Source organism: Phenylobacterium sp., from assembly GCF_046290725.1.
Taxonomy (GTDB): Bacteria; Pseudomonadota; Alphaproteobacteria; order Caulobacterales; family Caulobacteraceae; genus Phenylobacterium.
In genome coordinates, this window is the sequence record NZ_JBKBUH010000005.1 from 1 (window position 1) to 16,222 (window position 16,222).

The following is a 16,222-nucleotide window of genomic DNA, read 5'->3' on the forward strand; positions in this document are numbered from 1 at the left end:
GAAGCGGCGGCTCGCCCGAGCCGCCGCGCTGCGCCTATCCCGCTCGGCGTCCGCTGATCGCCACATGGCGCACGCCGAGCTCCACGGCTTTCTGTCCGAGGTTGAGCGCCGGGCCGAAGGGCTTGAGCTCGCCGGCCCGGCCCGCATCCAGGCTGTTGGCCAGGGTCAGCACCACGACCGGCTCCAGGGCGAGCATGTCGTCGTTGGCCCGGAACGGCGCGGCGGTGCGGAACTGGTCGAAGTCCGGCTTGGCGGCGATGTGGTCGACGCCCTTCTGCCGGGCCCATTGCATGGCCAGCCGTTCGGCCCCGTTCAGGCTCGTGGTGGCGAGCTTCATCTGCGGCCATTTGCCAAGCGCCCAATTGAGGGCGTCGAAGATGCGGCCGGCGTCGACCTGGGTGTCGGCCTTGGGCGAGCCGCGGAACGCCACCACCTGGGCGCCCGGCTCGACGGCGGCCTGGGCGCGGGCGCGCTTGGCCCGCAGCGCCTCGCGCGCGTCGATCTGGGCTGCGGTCGAAGCGGTCCGGCGCACGCTGCCGCGCCAGGGGGACCAGATCTCGCCCGTGACCAGGGTGTAGGTGTCGCTCGCCCGGTCGCGGATCAGCTCCACGGCCTGGACGGCGGCTTCGGCTGCATGGGCTTTGCGCGTGGCGTCCTGCAGTTCGACGTCGGCGATCTCCGAGCCGTCGAAATCGCGGGTGAGCCGCTTCACCTCGTCGGCCGCGCGGTCGCACTCGCGCTGGAGCCGCAGCGCGATCGACTGGAAGGCCCCGATGAGGCCTTCGGCGATGGTCGTCTGAAAATCTTCCAGGGCGGTGTCGACGATCACGTCGAGGGTTTCGGTCATCAGCGCCTCGCCGAGCTGCTCCAGGGCTTCGCGCTCGGGATGGTCGCGGCCGTCGTGGGCCGCCGCGCAGACGCCGTCGAAGGTGGTGAGGTCGGGGGTGAGGAGAAGGGACATGATCGGGCCTTTCGGGACGCCGGAGAAGCTCCGGGAGGCCGGCTTCCTGGCCGCGCCTCTGGACCGCCCGGGCCCCGGGGCTGGCGGGCCTCAAGGGGCCGCGCCAGCGGATCGCCGGCGACGGCCCGAAGGGCCGCCCTTGAAGCCCGCCGGCCTTGGGGCAAGGTCCAGTCTCGACCGGCGCGGCGACCCGGCCTCACCGATGATCCCGGCCGACGGCCCGCTTCAGGGCGCCGCCTTTCCTCGGCCGGCCTCCGCCCGAAGCCTCCGCCGGACCACGTGGCGCCGGGACCCGGCCCGGCCCACCGCCTCGAAGCCGTGGGTCGCGTAGAGCGCCCGAAAGCCCATGAATCGATAGCTGGGAGACTCCGGATCGACCGGATAGGCCTCGAGGATGCGCCCGCCGTGCGCGCGGGCATAGTCGGCCGCCGCCTCGAGCAGCCGGCCGGTGAGGCCGCGGCCGCGATGATCGCGCCGGATGAAGAAGCAGGTCACCGACCAGACGCCAGGCTCGGCGCCGTCCTGATCGGGCCGCAATCGGGTGAAGCTCTCCCGTGGCCCGACCGAGCACCAGGCGACGGGCTCACCGGCGAGATAGCCGATGAGGCCGATCGGCGTTCCGGCCGCGACCCGCGCGCGCAGCGCCGACTTGCGCGCCTCGGGGCGGGCCGAGGCGCGGTTCTCCATGGGCCGCCAGGCCATGCACCAGCAGTACTTGGGCCCACCGCGGCCTTCGAAAAGCCGCTCGAGGTCGGCCCAGGTCGCCTCCGTCACCGGCCGCACCTGGAGGTCTGCGTCGTCCATGCGCGCTAGCTAGGTCGCAAGCGGCCGCCGCGCCACCGAAGCTCAAGCTCCTTGCAGGCGTGCCGCTGCAACCCGGCTTGCCCGCGGTAGGTTGAATGTGGATTATAGTGCTCGAGGCCACCCGGAGCAGCCGCATGGCGAAGGTCCGCTACTTCCTCGTTCCCCGGGAGCGTCACTGGACGCTTCGCTGCGCAAGGCGCCGCATCGGGGCCTTCGCCGACCGGTCCCAGGCCGTCGGCGCGGCGATCGCCGTGGTCTCCGTGGCGCAGGTGCGGGGCCGGCCCATCGAGGTGCTCGAACAGGATCCCGACGGGCGCTGGCGCGAGGTCACGCCCGCAAGGCATCGGCTCGCCGCCCTCGAGCCGATCGTCATCGGCTGAACGGCGCCGCCGTCTCGGCTACATCAGCCCTTGGGCGCGGAAGCTGACGACCACGTCGCCCGCCACCAGGAAGTGGTCGTGGACCGCGATGTTCAGGGCCCGCGCCGCCTCGACCACTTGGCGCGTGACGGCGATGTCGGCCTGCGACGGCGATGGGTTCCCGGTCGGATGATTATGGGCGAGGCAGCAGGCGCTGGCGTTCAGCTCCAGGGCGCGGCGGACGACCTCCCGAGGATAGACGGGCGCATGATCGACCGTCCCCTCTCCCATCAGCTCGTCGGCGATCAGCTGGTTGGCCCGATCGAGGAACAGCACCCGGAACTCCTCCCGCGCGAGCCCCGCCATTCGGTGCCGGAGGTAGGTCTCCACCGCCGAGAAACACGCCAGCAGAGGGCGGCGCAGGATTGGAAATTCCAGGACGCGCCGGGTCGCTTCCTGCAGCAGTTGGAGATCGAGGGCCACGTCGGCCGGCACGACCTGCAGGAGCTCAGGCAGCGTGGCGCCCAGCACGCGGGCGATGCAGCCGAATCGCGCGAGCAGCGCTTCGCTCAGCACCTCCGGATGGGCGGCCCCCGAACGACGCAGGAGGAGCGTCAGGGTCTCGCCCTCAGGCAGGCTGTCCAGCCTTGGGGCGCGCGCGAAGGGCAGCGCCGCCGGCCCTGCGCCGGCGAAGCGCGCCTGGGCCTCGGCCAGCGCCGAGGGTTCGGGCGCCGTCATGAACGGCTCCCTTGGACAGCGAAGGTTGAAGGCGCTGAACCCTCTGGAGGAGGCGCCTCGCCGACGGACGCGATCAGTGTCTGGTAGCCGCGCAGGCGGTAGAGCCGACCGTCCGTGCCGGCGCGAAATCGCCAGGACCGGCCGGCCCGCACGGCCGTGAAGCGATCGCAGTCGCCGCTCGGGAGCGCGTACGGCGCGCGCGTGCGCACAAGCGCGCCGTCGTAGAGGCGAAGCGACCGCCGGGCGTTGATGGACGCCCAGCACCGCTCGCGCCAGGCGCGGGCCCAACCTTGCGGGTCCTCCGCATCGCTGAGCGGGGTGAGGCGGCGCAGGATGCGCTCGGGGCAGTCGCTCTCCACGGGCCCCATGTGCTCGGTCATGTCCTTGTAGCCGAACGCCAGACCGTCCGCCCTGCGGCGGAAATCCACGAGGAAGACGGCGGCCCAGACCTGCCGGTCCCCGTCCGGGGCGATATGCTCGACCGCTGCGTAGTAGACCCGTAGTCGAACGATGGCCGAGTCCAGCACTCGCCGGGCGCCACGCCCATCCGACCAGGTCAGGCGTGCGTCGAGGTGAGCCTTGGGGTCGGCGGGGCGCTGAAAGGCATAGGTCCATCCCATCGCCGCCTCCTCAGACCCGTTCGCCGGCCAGAGCCCGGCGGACCAGGGGATCCGCCGAGATCGGCGGCGCCTTGCGCGGCGGGTGCGCCGCCTGATGGTGGCCGGCGCAGTAGGGCCGGCCGTCCGTGGGTCGACCGCAAAAGCTGAAGTCGCCCTCGAGCGGATCCCCGATCGGCCACTTGCAGCACCGCGGCTTGAGCTCCGCGAAGGAGCGGAAGAGGCCAGGTCCTTCCGGCGCCGCCACCACGATCGGCGCCGGCGCGCAAGCTGGGCGAGCCCGCATGCGCCGCCCTGTCGGGCGCGCCGGCCGGATCGCGGCCGTCCGCCGCGGCCGTGTCGTCGCGGGCCTGGACCCGGTAAGTTTCAGGCGATGGAGCTTGCCGATCACGGCGTTGCGCGTGACGCCGCCGAGCGCCCGGGCCACCTGTGAGGCGCTGAGCCCGTCCTTCCAGAGGGACTTCAGCCGATCGACGCGTTCGTCGGTCCAATGCTCGAACATGGGGAGAGGCCTTCTTCGTGTCCGCGCCCCGAAGTGAGCGCGCCTCTCCCCTCCCTTCCTTTCCCCTCCTCAGGCCGCCGCCTGGACCGCCTCGGGCGTGCTGAACGCGAGCAGGTAGTCCACAGCCTTCTGGGCGTGGCCCGAGGCCTCCAGCAGCGCGCCAGGGCGCTCGCGAAGCAGGCCAGCCCAATGCGCCAGATAGGCCGCATGGCTGTCGAGAAGCTGCGGCCGCAGCCCGATCCGCAGGCCGAGCGCGGCGGCGCCGATCTCGGCCACGAGCTCCTCGAAAGCATAGGCCGCGTCGCCGAACCGTTGGCCGAAGGCGCGGTTCAGGCGATGGGCCGCGCCGGACCAGTGCAGCTGCTCGTGAGCCTTGGTCGACAGGAAGTCGTCGACGCTGTCGAAGGCTTCTGGGGCGGGCAGTCGGATGACGTCGCGGTCGCGGAGATAGGCGGCCATGCCGCCGCCGAGCTCGACCGTCGCCGGGACGGCGTCGAGCACGCGGTTCATCGTCGCGCTTCGGATTGCCGGGTCCACGGCCGGAGCGGCCAGATAGCGGCTCGGGCAGTCGCAGAGCTGCTCGGCGTTGAAGACGGTGTAGCCGCGAAGGTAGCGAAGAACGCGCGCCGCATCCTCGCCGCTCGACTCGACCGGGCCGCCCTCTGGCTCCACCACACGGGTCTTATAGAGCACCGCCGGCGTTCCTCGCTCGCCCTTACGCACCGGCGCTTCGAGGCTCAGGGCCTGGCGGAAGGTGAACCAATAGGGCGAGGCGTAGCCGCGCTCAGCGCCGACGAAGGCCAGGAGCCAGGCGTTGCTGCCGCTGAAGGGCTCGCCGTCCGCACGCCGCGGCAGGCTGGGCTCGCCGCCGCTGGCCCACGGCTGACGCCACGGGGGCACGCCGCGTTCGATGCGCCCGATGATGTCGGCCATCAGGGGTTCGAGGGGATTGGTCATGGGAGAGCTCCTGCAGGTCCGCGCGGGACCGCCCGCGCTCGCCCACCCGGGCCCTCCCCTTCCCTTTCGCGCTCCACCCACGAAAAACCCCCGGCGGGTCAGACCGGGGGCGGGTCGTTGGCGGCGCCGGCCGCAAGTGAAGGCGCCGCCGCACCGATGAACCGCGAGCGCGGGATCTGGTTCCCGCGCCGTCCCGGCGTGACGTCCCACGGGATGTTTGTTTGACCAAACTCGGCGCGGCCCGATCAGGCGGCGGCGCTGAGCAGGGTCTGCGGCGGCCACTTGCCGAGCACCGCCGTCAGCACCTCCGGCTTGTCGACCGGGACAAAGACCCTGGGGGTGTAGGCGATGATCTCCACGAAGCAGCCGAGGGCCTGGAAGGCGGAGCGCTGCGGGGCGGCGCCTACGACCTCCAGCCGAAACCGGTCCATCACCTTCGCCCGGCGCAGCCAGAACCCGCCCGCCAAGGCGATCGAGGTGTTCTCGCGCAAGACCAAGTGCGCCGCGCTGGCGCCATCGCCCACGGCCGTCGCCACGTCGCTGAGCCCAAGCGCCACTTTCAACTTGGCCGCGTCGCTTGGCTCGAGGACGCGTCCGAGCCAGCGGCGGCCGTCCGGCGCCTTGAGGCGGCGGACATAGGTGCGCTGGTCGGGAAGGCTGCTCCACACCGGCAACAGCAGGCCGGTGGCGAGGATCAGCTCCCGCGTGCGCCAGGGATCGGCCTCGGCCAGCTCAGCCTCCCACGCCTCGCGCCAGCGGCTTTCATCCGTGTCCTCCCAGGCGGACTCCTCAAATGTTTTCCGCGTGAGCAGCGACCGCTTCTCTGGCCGGATGAGCCGCACCGCGGGCACCAGGCGATCTTGATCGTCGGTCGTCGTCAGGCCTTGCACGACGAGGGCGGCGCGGCCGGACTTGGCGTTGACGGCGTAACGAAGCGCCGCTTCGTCCTGGCCGCGCCGGGCGTCGTCCGCGCTGGCCAACTCCCGCCGCGTGCGGATCGCGAAGGTCACGAGCTTGGTCTCCGCGCCGGTTGTGGCGTCGGTGCGGACGACCTCCTCGGCCAGGAGGCTGACGTCGTCGGCGTCGATGTCCTCCAGGCCCCGGTCAAGGGCGCCCGCCGCCGCAGCCCGCTCGAGAATGCCGGCGAGCAGCGACTCGAAGGCTTCGAACAGGGCGTTCTGATCCTCGATTCTGAGCGCCAGCATGCGGTTCAGGAAGGTGTTCATCGGCGGAAGGTCCTCAGGCGCCTTCAACCCGCCCTCGGCGTCCAGCAGGTGCAGGCCGGTCTTGGCCTCGAACGTCTCCCGGTCCATGGCCGCCACGTCGCCCCAATGCAGCGCCACATAGAAGGCCTGCAGCGCGCGCCGGGCCCACGGGCTTTCCAGGTTGTCCTCGGCGCGGAAGAGCCCCTGTCCGGCCGTGCGCCGCTCGCCCTTGGTCAGGGCGCCCAGGCTGTCCAGCCGTCGCGAGATGGTCGAGGTGAAGCGCTTCTCGCCGTGGATGTCCGTGGTCACCGGACAGAAGAGCGGGGCGCTCGCCTGGTTGGTGCGGTGCGAGCGGCCGAGTCCCTGGATGGCCACGTCGGCTCGCCAGCCCGGCTCGACCAGATAGTGGCGGCGACGCTCCGTGTTCCCGCAGTTCAGGTCCGCGTGGTAGCTCCGACCCGTACCGCCGGCGTCGGAGAACACCAGGATGCGCTTGCGGCCGGTCATGAAGGCGTCCGTCTCGGCGCGGGCGGCCGAGGCGCTGCGGCGCTCGACCACGCGACGGCCGTCACGGGCGACGACCCGCCGGGACCGTCCGGTGATTTCCGCGACCTGGTCGGGTCCGAAGGCGTCGAGCAAAGCGTCCAGCACGCCAGGGACCGCCGGCAGGCAGGCAAGTTCGGTGATCAGGGCTTCGCGCAGGCGCAGCGCCTCCTGGCTGAGCACCGGCCGGCCGTCGACGATCAGCGGCCGCAGCGTGACGGCGCCGTCCTCGTCCTCGATGCTTTCCATGGCGGTCACCGGGAAGGCCCCCTTGAGGTAGTCCAGCGCCTGATCCTTCGGCGTCAGGTCCACGGCGAGGTTGTTCCACTCCTCCGGCGGGATCTCGGCCAGCCGCCGTTCCATCACCGCCTCATGGGTGGACACGATCTGCACCACGGCCGAGCGCCCGTGGGCGAGGTCGTCGCGGATCGAGGCGATCAGGGTTGGCGCCTTCAGACCGGACAACAGCGCGCCGAAGAAACGCAGCTTCGCGCCCTCGAAAGCGGACATCACCGCCGAGGCGGCCTGGCCGCTCTTCGGCTTGCCATCCTCGGTGACGCCGACCGCCTCGAGCGCCGCACGCAGGTTCTGATGGATCACCTGGTAGGCTTCGGCCCACGCGTTCCAGATCTCGATGTCCTGCGGGGTGAGCGCATGGCGCACCGCCTCGTACTCCACGCCTTCGAACGACAGGGAGCGGGCGATGTAGAGGCCAAGCGCCTTCAGCTCGCGCGCGATCAGCTCCATGACGGCCACGCCGCCCTTCTCCACCGCGTCCATGAAGGCGTCCCGGGTGGGGAACGGCGCGGCCGCGCCGCCCCACAGGCCGAGCCGCGCGGCGTAGGCGAGGTTCTCCGGCGTCGTGGCGCCGGTGGCGCTGACATACATCACGCGCGCCAGCGGCAGGCGGTTCTGCAGCGCCAGACCGGCCATGCCCTGGAGCGAGGCCTTCTTCGGGCCCCGCGCCCCCTTGCCGCCGCCGGCGGCGTTGGCCATGGCGTGCCCCTCGTCGAACACGATGACGCCGTCGAAGTCCTCGCCGAGCCACGCGATGATCTGCTCGAGGCGCGAGGGCTTGTCGCCGCGGCCGGGCTGGCGGAGCGTGGCGTAGGTCGTGAAGAGCACGCCGCGGTCGAGGCGAATGGCGTCGCCCTGTTTCCACGCGCTCTGCGGAACGATCTCGCGCGCTGCGCCGCCGATCGCCGACCAGTCGCGGCGCGCGTCCTCCAGCAAGTGGTCGTTCTTGGAGATCCACAGCGCACGAAGCCGTCCCTGCGCCATGTTGTCGGCGATGACCGCGGCGGCCTGCCGCCCCTTGCCGCAGCCGGTGCCGTCGCCGAGCATGAAGCCGCAGCGCAGTTGGAAGGCGCCGGGAACGTCTTCCCGCGCCAGCGCCAACTGATGGGGCGCCTCGGTCAAGGTCCACCAGCCGGGCAGGAGACGCGCGTGCGCCTCCCCGGCGTAGATGACGGTTTCCAGCTGGGCGTCGGAGATCAAGCCCTCCGTGACGACCGGCGGGGGCAGGACGGGCCGGTAGCTCGGCGCCGGCGGGGCGACCGAAGCCATGGCCGCCGATTCCACCAGGGGCGACGGGTGCGGCTGGGCGCCGGCCGCTTCGAGCCGGCTCACCTGGTAGGCCTGATAGAGGCCGACATCGCGTCCGGGGCCACGCCACGGGATCGTGGCGTAAGCCACCGGGGCGCTGCCGCTGAGGAAACTGAGCCGGTTCGCGGCACCGGCCATCGCTCGGGCCCGGGGCGCCAGGAAGGCCGGGGCGGCGGCGGCGCGGAAGGTCCTGGGCTTGGCGGTCAGCCGTGGGGCGAGCGCCGTCACGACCTCGGCCGCCTCCGCCAAGGTGTCGACGGACCGCACCTCGACTCTTTGTGCGCCGGCCGCGTCGGCCCGGTCGAGCACCAGCAGGCCCACCTCGACCGACGTGCCATGCTTGGCGAAGGCCAGCGGAGGAAAGGCGACGGCCGCCACGAGGTCGCCGCGGCCCTGCAGCGCCTGCAAGGCGGCCCGGTCCTCGAACAGGCGCGCTGGCACGATGGCGGCGAGCCGGCCGCCGGTCGCCAGGCAATCGAGGGCGGCGTGCAGATGCCGCTCCAGGTGCTGGAACGGCGGATTGACGAGGGCGGCGTCGAAGCTGCCGGCGAGCGGCAGGAGGTCCTTCAAATGCACCGCGTCGTGCCGCGTCGGCGCGGCGTCCGGGAACAGCCCTTCGAGCAGGGCCGCGCGATGCGGCGCGAGCTCGTTGAGCGTCAGGTGCGCGCCGCAGGCTTCTGCGATGACCGCCATCAGTCCGGTGCCCGCCGAGGGCTCGAGCACGCGGTCGCCCGGCCGCACCTGGGCGGCGGCCACGGCCATCGCCGCGAGCGCCGGCGGCGATGAGAACTGGTCGAGCGCCACCTGCTCTTCGCTGCGCCGCGAATGGGTCAGGGTGAGCGCGCTGAGATCGCTGAGCAGGGCGATGATCTCGGCTGGCGCGTCCTCCAGCCGGGCGAGCTGCGGGGCCAGCCGGCGAAGCTGCAGGACCAGCGCGGCTTCCACCGCGTCATAGGCGTCGCGCCAGAGCCAGGCGCCGTCGGTGTCGGAGCCGCCGAACGACGTGGTCAGGGTCGCGGCGAGCAGTCGGCGGTCCAGGGCTCGGGACCGGTTGAGCTGAGGAGCCAGCGCGCGCGCCGCGGCCAGGGTGTTGGCGGCCTTGTCGCCGGCGGGAGCGGCGCCGAAGAGCGGAAGGGGGGCGTTCATTTGGGAGGTCCTGATCGCCCGCGGCGGAGGGCGCCTCCCTCCTCTCCCGCGGGCTCGCCGGCCGCCTTCCCTCCCCTTCCCCTTTCCGTCAGATCGGCGAGCGCCAAAGCAAGACGCCCCACCGGCGGGGCCGGTGGGGCGCTCAGGGGCGCTCAGCGCATCAGGCCGCCGCCTGCTCCGGCAGCCCGTCCCCAGGCCGATCCTCGGGCGCGTCGGAATCACTCGCCGCTTCCGCGTCCGGGACGTCGTCGCTCGGCGGCGCGGCGTTCCAGGAGAGCACCGAGGGGGCCCACTGCCGCTCGGCGGCGGCCTCGGCCACGAAGGCGACCAGCTCCTCCTTCTTCAGCGTCTTCACCCGCGGGTCGTCGACGCCCATGTCGTCCAGAAGCGAGAGCAGCTGCTTCTTGGGGTGGACGGAGAGGTAGTCGTTGTCCGGCGTCCAGTGCGCCGCGATGTCCGCCCCGCAGAGCTCGGCGATCTCGGCCGCCTCGGCCCGCGCGGACCGGCGCAGGCTGGTCGTCCGCTCCTCCCGAACATTGAGGCTGATGGCCACCAGCTCCGCCAGGAGGGCCATGCGCTCGCCGTGCGGCAGGCTCTCCACCCAGGCGATCGGGCGAAGGTTGGACGCCAGATAGGCGGCGCGGCGCTGGTCGAGCCGGCTCCGCACCTCGCCGTCGAGGGCGGGGATCGCAGGCGTCTGCCCCCGCCGATAGCCGGTGGCGGAAATCACCAGCGCCGACTCGCCCTGATAGACCGGGCCATGAAGCGCAAGGTGCTTGAAGAGCTGCGCGATCAGGGCGACGAGGGCGGCGCCCGGGTTGTCGGCGAGGTCCCGGATCAAGCCCCGGGTGGCCACGTCGGTCCGGGTCTCATGCAGCGCGTGGCTTGCGCCGTCCACCTCAACCTCGATCACCGGCACCTCGATGTCCGGCTCGTAGGGGGCGCCGGCCTCCGCCTGGTCCTCGGCCTCCTGCGCCTCGTCCTCTTGCGCCTCGTCGATCGCCGCCGGCGCGCCGAAGAACTCGGCCTTGACCCCGACGGCGCGGTCCGGCGCCAGCAAGACCGCACCGAGCGTCAGGCGCTTCAGCGGCGCGGCGGCCACCTCCATCTTCGCCATCAGGGCCGGCAGGATCTTCGCGGGCGCCTCATCGCCGGCCAGGTCCTCTTCGTCGAGCGCGGCGAGGGTCTCGGCGGCCGCCCGGCGCGCCGCGGCGAGCCGCGCCTTGGTCGCCTCGTCCAAGTCGCCCGGGTAGACATAGGGCAGCGTCTCGAAGCCCTCCGGCGCACGGTAGCCGGTGTCGCGGCCGATGTAGACCGCCAGCCCAGCGGCCTTGAAGGCGTCCACGAGCGGCTGCGCCCGCCCGCGCCAAAGGTCCTGCAGCGTCTCCGGATCGAGCAGCCGTTCGGGCATCTCGCCGAAGAGGTCGGTCTCGACCCGCCCCCCCGCGGCCGTATACCGGTCGAGCCCCACCAAGGCGAACCGCTCGTCCTCGCTCGTGACCCGATCGGCGGCCAGCGCCTGATGCAGCTGGTATTCGTGGAAGTAGCCCTGCAGGGCCGTGGCGGCGAGCTCGCCCTGGGCCTTGCGGTCGGGCAGGCGGGCGAACAGGCGAACCTGCTTCAACGTCAAAGCGCCCCTTCGGTACGCCTTCAGAACATCGCCGTGAACATGGGCGAGCGCCTCAAGCCGCTTGATCTCCAGCTCGTCGTAGCCGAGCGCGCCGGCGATCGCGGCGGTGTCCATCTTCTTGCGACGCATCTTGCCGATGGCTTCGATGACGTCGGCCATGTGGACGGGCGCCCGCTCGACATTGGTGAGCATGGCCGCAGCCGCCTGGCTCTCCCGCGTCTCGAAGAGCTCGCACTTCACGGGGAACGATCCGTCGACCCGGCCGGTCTCCAGCAGGAGCTGCAGCGCGAAGAGGCGGCGGCGGCCGTCCAGCACCATGAAGGGCTTCTCGCCCTTGCGGCCGGGGCGGACCGCCAGCGGAATGACGACGTTGGCCGCGGCGATGGTGTCGGCCAGTTGCGGGACGCCTTCGTCGGCGGGCGTCTTGAAGCGGATGTTCTCCGGCGCGAGCGCCAGGTCCTGGAGCGGCACGTGAACCTGGCTGGCGGCGGGCGTGGGGGTGACGACGTCGGTCATGGGTCGGGTATCCAGCGCCGTGGGCGAGGGCCATCCTGCCCTTGGGCGCACCCTCCCCTGCCCTACCCTTCTGCTTTGTGGCGCCGGGCCCGCCCGTTCGCCGCGGCCTGGGCGAGGTCGTTCCAGTCCCCGTGGGGTCGGGGCGGCAGCAGGATGCGAGCCTCGATCGTCGAGCTCCGGAGCGCTTCGGCGAGCTCCCGCGCCGAGCGCTCGCCATCCTTGCCGCGATCGGCGGCGATCCAGACGCTGCGCACGCCCTGCGGGGCGCGCCAGGAGCGCAGGTTGCGCGTCGACATCAGAGCCCAGCCGGGCCGGCCGAAGCGTTCGGTGGCCGACAGGACGGTGAAGACGCCTTCGCCAACGAGCAGGTCGCTCGCTACGGCGTCCAGCCGAACGGCCGAGCTCGGTTGGATCACCCCGATCGTCTTGCGCGGCAGGCGCAGCCGGCGCGTCCGCTGTCCATCGGCGTCTAGGTAGGTGATCTCGACGGCCGTCAGCTCGCCATTGGGGTTTCGGATCCCCGCGAGCAGCGCGGGCCGGGTCGGCGAGCGGCGACGGTACGCCGAGATCGGCGCGGCGGGATGATGCCGCAGCGCCTCCGGCCCCGGGGGGTCGCGTTTGACCTGACGGAGCTGGAGGTGCCGGGCGGAGAGCGTGCCATCGATCGGGCGCGCCTCCTCCCAGAGGCGCTGGGCGGCCTCGATCCGGTCGCGGTCCGATGGCTCTGGGCGGCCTGGGCGCACCGCCCCCGAGGCCCCGCCCGCGGTCGGCCGATTCAGGTCGTCGATGAGGTTGCGCGCCCTCAAGTCGTCGAGGATCTCGCGCCAGTCGGCCCCATTGAAGGCGTGGACGAGCACCCGCCCATCCACCAGACGCAACGAGACAGACCGGTCATGGGCGCTATGCCCGGGCGCGGGGATGTTGGCCCGCAGCCCCCGTGCGTAGAGGTCGCCGCCCAGGGCGGCGACGATGGCGTTCAGCGACATGGGAGACTCCTTGCGTCCCGCCCGTTGGGCGCTCGCGTCAGCCTCGCCCTCCCCTGCCCCTTCAGCGGTCCGCCTCCACAGCCAGGATCTTCACCTTGGACGCAGGGACGAGCTCGGCCGCGCCGTCGAACACCACCCAGACACCGTCGGCCGTGCTTGAGCGGTCGAGCGCCAATCGCCCCGCCCGCGCGCCGACGAGGACCCGCACGAGCGGCGCTGCGACGGTATTCACCTGGTGGGAGGGCTCCTCGCTTGGAGCCTCGGCGACCCTGGACTGAGCGGCGTCGAACGGTGCCGGCGATGCGGTGTCCGAGACGCGGGGCTTGGCCGTGCGGGCGGGCTTGAGGGTCCCCGCGAAGGCGCGCGCGGCCGCCTGGGTGACCTGTCCGGGATCGCGCCCGGCGAGCCAAGCCTGGGTCCTGCTGGCGTCGGCCTTCCATGCCCCCCAGAGTTCGTACAGCGTCCTGGCGCCGAGGACGTCGCCCAACCTTTGGAGGTCGGCCGGCATCTGCGGCACGGCGGCGTAGATCGCGATCAGGTCTTTGCCGCGGCCGAGCCGCCGGGCGATCTCCGCCTGGCTCTGGCCGAGGGCCAACAGGCGCGCGACCGCCTGGGCCATGTCGGCGGTCGTAAGGGCCGCGCGCTGCTCGTTCTCGATCAGCTGGTCCGTGAGCGCGTCGGCCTCGTCGACATCGCCGGCCTCGATCACAGCGCGGATCTCGCTGAAGCCCGCAAGGCGTGCGGCGCGAAAACGCCGGGCCCCGTAGCGTATCACGTAGCGCCCCTCCGCATTGGCGGGCCGGACGACGATGGGCTGCTTGAGCCCCCGCGCCTTCAGGGTTTCGGCCAAAGCCGCCAGCTCGGCTGCGTCGAAGGCTTGCCGAGGATTGGCGGGGTCCTCCTCGACGAGGTCCAGCGGCAGGCTCATGACCGTATCGGCGGCGGCGCCGAGTGCGGCGCTGAGATCGGCGAAGGTGTCGAGAAAACCGGACTGGGACATGGGCTCAAGCGGGAACGACGTCGAGGCGCGACTGGATGGTGGCGAGCACCCGGCGGATCTCCCGCCCGGCCTCCTGAGCGGCGGTCTTCTTCAGCTTCCAGACCGGCTGGCGAACATCGAGCGCTTCAGCGTATCCCTGGCGCTGGGTGAGCACGCCCTGGCCCGGAAACATGATCCGCGCGCCCTGTTCGCGCAGGAGACCGGTGAGGTTCTCCCGCTGCCTTGGCGAGTTGCTCTGGAAGCGGGACGGGAGCAGGCCCAGGAAGTCGATCGGCCGCCCGCCTCGGGCCCCCTTTTCCACCGTGGCCTTCTGCGCCCAGAGCTGCTTCACCCCCTGCAGGGCGTAGGTCTCCAGGTCGATGGGCGAGACAAGGCAGCTGGCCACCATCAGGGCGGCGTAGTTGCGCCCGCTCCAGGTGGGCGGCGTGTCGAGCACGGCGTAGTCGAAGCGGCCCGCCAGGCGGGTGAAGGCGTTGCGGTAGTTGACCACGGCGCTGGAGAGGGCGGCGTCGACCCTGTCGAGGCCGCGGTCCCCGGCGAAAAGGGTGACGCCGGCGGCCTCGCCCAAGGCGGGAGGCGCTTCGAAGAACAGGACGCTGCTCGGCCCCGCCTGCCGGGCGTCGGCGAGGCTGTAGCTGGCGTTTCCCTGAGGGTCGAGATCGACGAACAGCACCCGGGCGCCCGCCTCCGCGAGGAACCAGGCGGCGTGTACGGCCAGCGTCGTCTTACCGACGCCGCCCTTCTGATTGTTGACGACGAGGGTCTTCACGCGCGCTCACCAATCCGGATCGTCGTCCCAGGCGCGACCGGGGTGATAGACGCCGCCGCCGGCCATGAACGGTGCGAGGATCACGAAGAGCAGGACCGCGAGGATCCCCCGCCCGGCGCTCCGAACCACGACCCCGGGGTGCGGCAGTCGGGCGAGCCCCAGACGGTAGAAGAGGTAGAAGACCGCCAGGCCGAGCAGCACCCAGACCCAGAAGAAGGTCGACAGCAGATCGCTGATCCTGTGATCGAGGAGGAAGCGTTCGAGGTCCATCCGAAGGCTCCAGAGTGGCCGTCGCTCGATTCTGAGTGCTTCGCGACCGGCTTTGCAACCTTGAGCGGAAAACATGCGGTGGACGCCCTTCTCCTCCCCAATCCTTAAACGCGACCGCTGCGAAGGCAGCGGGTGATTTCGAGATTCCAGGATTCAGATTCAGAGCCGACAGAATGCTGTGGGAACAAGCACTTAGAACCACAGTCCTGACCTTGTGGGGGAGAACGCCTGACCGGATGGGGGCGTCATCCTGACCATGCGGGGGACTTATCCTGACCCGCAGGGGGCATCCTGACCGATTGGGGGCTGAGGCATGCTGCGACCATATCCTGACTTGCGTTGGGAACGAAGGTCAGGAAAGCTGCCGCCGTCAAGCTCTAGAGATTCTGCGTGGACGACAGCAGCGACATCGTTGTCGAAGAGGCGGCGGCCGATGGCGAGCCTGGGCGGGCGATGCGGGTGGCGCACGCTTTGCGCGCGCGTGACAGCGAAGAGTTCGCCAAGCCCGGCAATCTCGTGGAGGTCCGGTTCGTCAAAGGCCAGTCGCTGAGCCTGACGGCGTCGCGGCTCCTGGCCCTGATGATCCTGACGGCGGGCGGCGACGCCTGGCGGCCGGTGGCGCACAAGATGCGCAAGTCCGACATCCGTCGCGGCCACAAGGGCAACGAGCGCATCGCCGACATGCTCGAGGAGCTTCATCGCACCCTCTTCGCCATCGATGATCTGTCCTGGCGGGGTCGTAAGGCGACGAAGCGGTTTCCCTTGATCCAATCGTCACGCGAAGAGGTCGAGGAGGACGGGGCCGAGCGGGGTTGGATCGAATGGGAGTTCACCCCTGACGCGCGCCGGCTCATCAAGGAGTCGGAGACCTACGCGGTGTTGAACCGCCAGGCGGTGCTGGGCTTCCGTTCGACCTACGCCCTCCGGCTCTACGAGATGGGCGCCCTGCGGATCCATCGACGGCAGTCCACCTGGCGTGGGGACATGACCGCCTTGAGGGCCGCCTTCGGCATTGCGCCCGAACTCTACAAGGACTTCGCGCAGCTGCGGCGCAAGGTGCTGGAGCGCGCCAAGGCGGAGATCGACCAGCTCGCCCACTTCACCGTGGACTGGCGCGAGCTCCGCCGCGGCCGGGCTGTCGTGGAGATCGAGTTCTTCTTCCTGCCGAAGGATGCGCCCGAGCAGCTTGCCACCGTGGCTGAGAACGAGCGTCATTCAGCGGGACGCCGCGCTCGGCGGGAGGATGCGGTCGAGGTGGTGGTCCCCGCAACGGCTCTGCCGGAGCCGGCCGCTGTGCCGGCGCGCGTGAAGGCGCCTTCGCCGCCCGCCTCAGACGGCTTCCCGGAGGGCTCGATCCGCTGGTCCAAGCCGTTCGCCGAGATCGCGCGGGTTCATGGCGGGGGCTGGGATCTCGACCTCATCGCAGGCGCCTACCGCGAGCAGATGGGCGAGCGTCTGACGAAGCTCTCGGGCGCCAAGCTCGTGAAGTCCTGGACCGGCTTCTGCCAAGCGTTCGCCGCGCGTCGGGGGCGCCCCTGAGCTGCAATTGCACGGGTGCAATTGCCGCGCGCCCTACCCTGCCCTCGTTCACGCGTGGCTGGCCGCACCGAGGCT

The 16,222-nt window shown here is 71.4% G+C and carries 14 protein-coding genes; 2 read left to right on the forward strand and 12 right to left on the reverse strand.

Translation table 11 applies throughout. The annotated features are described in order from the left end of the window. Window positions 1-34: 34 nt before the first annotated feature. Both ACK41C_RS19485 and ACK41C_RS19490 read right to left on the reverse strand, forming a co-directional pair. Window positions 35-961: a DUF2493 domain-containing protein gene (locus ACK41C_RS19485; protein ID WP_409658011.1), complete on the reverse strand. Its 927-nt coding sequence runs from the start codon at window positions 959-961 to the stop codon at window positions 35-37. Window positions 962-1,186: 225 nt separating this feature from the next. Continuing rightward, entirely contained in the window at window positions 1,187-1,765 is a 579-nt protein-coding gene (locus tag ACK41C_RS19490; RefSeq protein WP_409658014.1) for an N-acetyltransferase family protein, read from the reverse strand. A gap of 134 nt (window positions 1,766-1,899) precedes the next feature. Between ACK41C_RS19490 and ACK41C_RS19495 the strand changes: the two genes are divergently transcribed. Beyond that, window positions 1,900-2,145: a hypothetical protein gene (locus tag ACK41C_RS19495; RefSeq protein ID WP_293469270.1), complete on the forward strand. Its 246-nt coding sequence runs from the start codon at window positions 1,900-1,902 to the stop codon at window positions 2,143-2,145. A gap of 18 nt (window positions 2,146-2,163) precedes the next feature. On the opposite strand, the gene ACK41C_RS19500 is transcribed toward ACK41C_RS19495, so the two are convergent. From ACK41C_RS19500 to ACK41C_RS19545, 10 genes are all read right to left on the reverse strand, one after another. Next, window positions 2,164-2,862: a RadC family protein gene (locus ACK41C_RS19500; RefSeq protein WP_293469268.1), complete on the reverse strand. Its 699-nt coding sequence runs from the start codon at window positions 2,860-2,862 to the stop codon at window positions 2,164-2,166. Then, window positions 2,859-3,482, reverse strand: coding sequence for a DUF6927 domain-containing protein (locus tag ACK41C_RS19505; RefSeq protein WP_409658018.1), 624 nt, complete (start codon window positions 3,480-3,482; stop codon window positions 2,859-2,861). Before ACK41C_RS19505 ends, ACK41C_RS19500 begins: the two co-directional genes overlap by 4 nt. Before the next feature lie 10 nt (window positions 3,483-3,492). Next, on the reverse strand, window positions 3,493-3,981 hold the full coding sequence (locus ACK41C_RS19510) for a GcrA family cell cycle regulator (protein ID WP_293469264.1): 489 nt from the start codon (window positions 3,979-3,981) through the stop codon (window positions 3,493-3,495). 69 nt (window positions 3,982-4,050) lie between these two features. Continuing rightward, complete coding sequence (locus ACK41C_RS19515; protein WP_293469262.1) at window positions 4,051-4,938, reverse strand: ArdC family protein; 888 nt, start codon at window positions 4,936-4,938, stop codon at window positions 4,051-4,053. A gap of 245 nt (window positions 4,939-5,183) precedes the next feature. Continuing rightward, window positions 5,184-9,437, reverse strand: a complete 4,254-nt coding sequence (locus ACK41C_RS19520) for a strawberry notch-like NTP hydrolase domain-containing protein (protein WP_409658022.1) — start codon at window positions 9,435-9,437, stop codon at window positions 5,184-5,186. A 160-nt stretch (window positions 9,438-9,597) separates the two neighbouring features. Then, window positions 9,598-11,583, reverse strand: coding sequence for a ParB/RepB/Spo0J family partition protein (locus ACK41C_RS19525; protein ID WP_409658025.1), 1,986 nt, complete (start codon window positions 11,581-11,583; stop codon window positions 9,598-9,600). Between the two features lie 62 nt (window positions 11,584-11,645). After that, a complete protein-coding gene (locus tag ACK41C_RS19530) occupies window positions 11,646-12,569 on the reverse strand; it encodes a toprim domain-containing protein (RefSeq protein WP_293466342.1) in 924 nt (307 codons plus the stop codon). A 61-nt stretch (window positions 12,570-12,630) separates the two neighbouring features. Further along, window positions 12,631-13,569: a ParB/RepB/Spo0J family partition protein gene (locus tag ACK41C_RS19535; RefSeq protein ID WP_409658029.1), complete on the reverse strand. Its 939-nt coding sequence runs from the start codon at window positions 13,567-13,569 to the stop codon at window positions 12,631-12,633. A 4-nt stretch (window positions 13,570-13,573) separates the two neighbouring features. Further along, window positions 13,574-14,338 carry a ParA family protein gene (locus ACK41C_RS19540; RefSeq protein ID WP_293466337.1) on the reverse strand — a complete coding sequence of 255 codons (765 nt, stop codon included), beginning with the start codon at window positions 14,336-14,338 and terminating at the stop codon, window positions 13,574-13,576. A 6-nt stretch (window positions 14,339-14,344) separates the two neighbouring features. Further along, on the reverse strand, window positions 14,345-14,608 hold the full coding sequence (locus tag ACK41C_RS19545) for a hypothetical protein (protein WP_409658032.1): 264 nt from the start codon (window positions 14,606-14,608) through the stop codon (window positions 14,345-14,347). 390 nt (window positions 14,609-14,998) lie between these two features. On the opposite strand from ACK41C_RS19545, the gene ACK41C_RS19550 reads away from it, so the two are divergent. Continuing rightward, the gene (locus ACK41C_RS19550) at window positions 14,999-16,147 is read left to right on the forward strand and encodes a replication initiation protein (RefSeq protein WP_293466331.1); all 1,149 of its coding nucleotides are present in this window, start codon (window positions 14,999-15,001) and stop codon (window positions 16,145-16,147) included. Window positions 16,148-16,222: the final 75 nt, after the last annotated feature.